Here is a 2584-nt window from a genome sequence, read left to right as displayed (position 1 = left end):
GTCTTACTATAAAATGAACTATCATATTTTATAGATAACCTTTCAATAAGATTACCCACTAAATCATACTTTTTCGTTGTTGTAATCCAAAGAGAATTTTCAGGTTCTAGATATGATTTTATTTTATGAATACGTCCAATTTCATCATTTTCGAAAGTTAGTTTACCATGAATTTTTTCATTATTGTCATATTCATATTCAATAAATAATTTTCCGGTATTATCATATTCGTATATGCGTTTACTATGGAATTTTTTGCTATAATAAACTTGTTCGTTAATAATAAGATTTTTATCATTGTAGCTATATAAAACTTCTCTAAAAGGGTCACATTTTGGTAGATATTGTAATTCACGAGTAATGCTACCATAAATATTAAATTGTAATTCTTTTTCACATATTTTTTCTTTAATCTTGTAGCCTTTCAATGATCCAAATCTCTCAGAGGTATATTCTCTAATAGATTTTACGTTTCCTTTTAGTTTCATTTTTTCAAGATCATTTACAGAATAGGTGTATTGACAAATAAATAATAGAAACGGAATGATGATAATTTTTAAACTATTTTTTTTCATTTACTCTTTTTTTGTTGCTTGGGTGTTTTGATTAGTAAATTTATTTAATCTTATTAAGATTGTCGTTCACTTTATCTTGCCCATAACGTTCTCGCGCTACAAGCAGTTTGGGACTAAATTAAGCCCATTCTTCGGATTTGCCAAATCTTCCAAATACAAAACCATATTTAAATTAAGCCAAATGCCCAAATTGCTTGTAGCGTGTGTTATGCACAGTTGCTTTGTTCAAACCATTTTTTTAAATATTCAATTAGCTCTTCTTCGTTATAAGAAGTCAAATGCTCGTAGATTTTATTTTGAAAATTATTAAACTTAATCCCAATTTCTCCGCCACAAAAATATTTTGAGACTTCCTCATTTCCGCCAATATAAAATTTATCGTCATTTTCTTTTCCAAATATCCATCTCATATTTTCGTCAAAATATTTAGGTCTTTTAGTTAATATTTCAGGCTGAAAACCTCCACCTTGACTATTACCAAATCCAATTCGGCCATTTGAAGCTTTATGAAATTTTGCTTCTATAAAAAATAGGCGAGAAGGTTTAGAATTTTTACAGATTAATATGTCTACAACATCTTTATTTCGCAATATCACGATATCTGAATCTATAGCAGATATTTTATCTACAATAATTTTACGAATATGAGTTTCAAATTCAGTTTCGGATTTAAACATTCTCTTTAGTGGTTAGTTGTTGGGCAATTGTGCATAACGTTCCCGCGCTACACGCAGGCTGGGATTAAAGATGCGTAATCTTTCAGTTAAAAACAAATGTATCAAACACAAACTATTTTCAAATTAAACCAATTGCCCAGCTTGCTTGTAGCGTGTGTTAGGCGGCGTTGTGACACGTAAGGTGAGCAAGTTTTCAAAATTGACGCAACTCGGCCAAGCTATTTCAGTATTAATTTATGTTTTCGTTTTCGTTTTTATTGTTTCCCATTTTTATAAGCGCTTTTATATCTTGCTTTTACATACCAAGTATTTACAAATATCATCTTTCTTTTCAATAATAATCTTGTCTCTTTGCAATCCTTCAAGAGTATATGGCGGTTCCAGCTCTATAAGCGGCAAATTATTGTCTGTACGATATTTAATTATTTGTTGTAAAAATTTGTCAATTATTTTCTTATCGACTTCTGAAATATTTTTTTGGTTGAAATTAGTTATTCCTAATATCCAAACATCTGTATATTCCTGTTTTGCTTTGTATAAAGTTGATAATTTATCTAAAAGTTCGAATGATAAATCTTTATTTGTAATAATGACTAAAGTCGGCCTCAAAGCACTATAACTTGAACTAACAAATTGATATGTTGCATATGCTTTTCCATCAAGCTCACGATAGTGATCAGAAATCTCTATACTAACATTTTGTCCGAATGAAATTTGGAATTGGAAAATCAAACAAATAAATAATATTCTTTTCATTCTTTTATGTTTTTTGTTCCTAGCTTGTCTTACAATGACGCCTAACGTCTTGGCACTACAGCGGGTTTGGGACTAAATTAAACCCTATTTTCGGATTTGCCAAATCATCCCAAATACAAAACCAACTTTCCATTAAGCCCAATGCCCAAATCCGTTGTAGTGGCTGTTAGGCGATGTTATGCAAGTAATGTTAATAATTCATATCTAATTGTAGAAACAAGATTTTTAACTTCATCTTCGTTTAATTTATGAATATCATTCATTAATTTTTTAACTGAATCAACTTTTGTTTTAAGTTTTTCCTTATCTGGATCAGTAGTAATTTTTTTAAGATTTTTAGAGGCTAAGTTTAAATTAGTTATGCAAGTTTCATAATGTTTTTTTTCTGGATTATTAGTAATATTTGATTCTTTTTTTTCTTCAGACGATTCTCCGTGCCCTTTAGAAGCGGAGATAAAATAAAAGAAAGCATTAACGTAATCTTTTTCTTTTTCAAAATGTAATGCTATGGCCGTAGATAAATTGCCTTTTGCTAATTTCAATTCTGTTTTGGTTTCTTTAAGATCTATTCTATAT

At 29.3% G+C, this 2584-nt stretch carries 3 protein-coding genes and 1 pseudogene; all 4 read right to left on the bottom strand.

Annotation, left to right across the window (positions count from 1 at the left end):
• Positions 1-575: pseudogene (locus B0E44_RS00150) on the bottom strand (hypothetical protein); the annotation flags it as partial.
• 206 nt (positions 576-781) lie between these two features.
• Positions 782-1252 carry a hypothetical protein gene (locus B0E44_RS00145; protein WP_077370184.1) on the bottom strand — a complete coding sequence of 157 codons (471 nt, stop codon included), beginning with the start codon at positions 1250-1252 and terminating at the stop codon, positions 782-784.
• 282 nt (positions 1253-1534) lie between these two features.
• Positions 1535-2008, bottom strand: coding sequence for a hypothetical protein (locus B0E44_RS00140; RefSeq protein ID WP_077370183.1), 474 nt, complete (start codon positions 2006-2008; stop codon positions 1535-1537).
• Positions 2009-2184: 176 nt separating this feature from the next.
• A partial coding sequence (locus B0E44_RS18695; protein WP_165688747.1) for a hypothetical protein occupies positions 2185-2584 on the bottom strand: 400 nt, incomplete at its 5' end.

Origin of the sequence: Flavobacterium sp. A45, assembly GCF_002001005.1 — a bacterium.
Classification (GTDB): Bacteria; Bacteroidota; Bacteroidia; order Flavobacteriales; family Flavobacteriaceae; genus Flavobacterium.
Note: the sequence above shows the minus strand (reverse complement) of the source record. Positions and strands in the feature narration are given on the sequence as shown.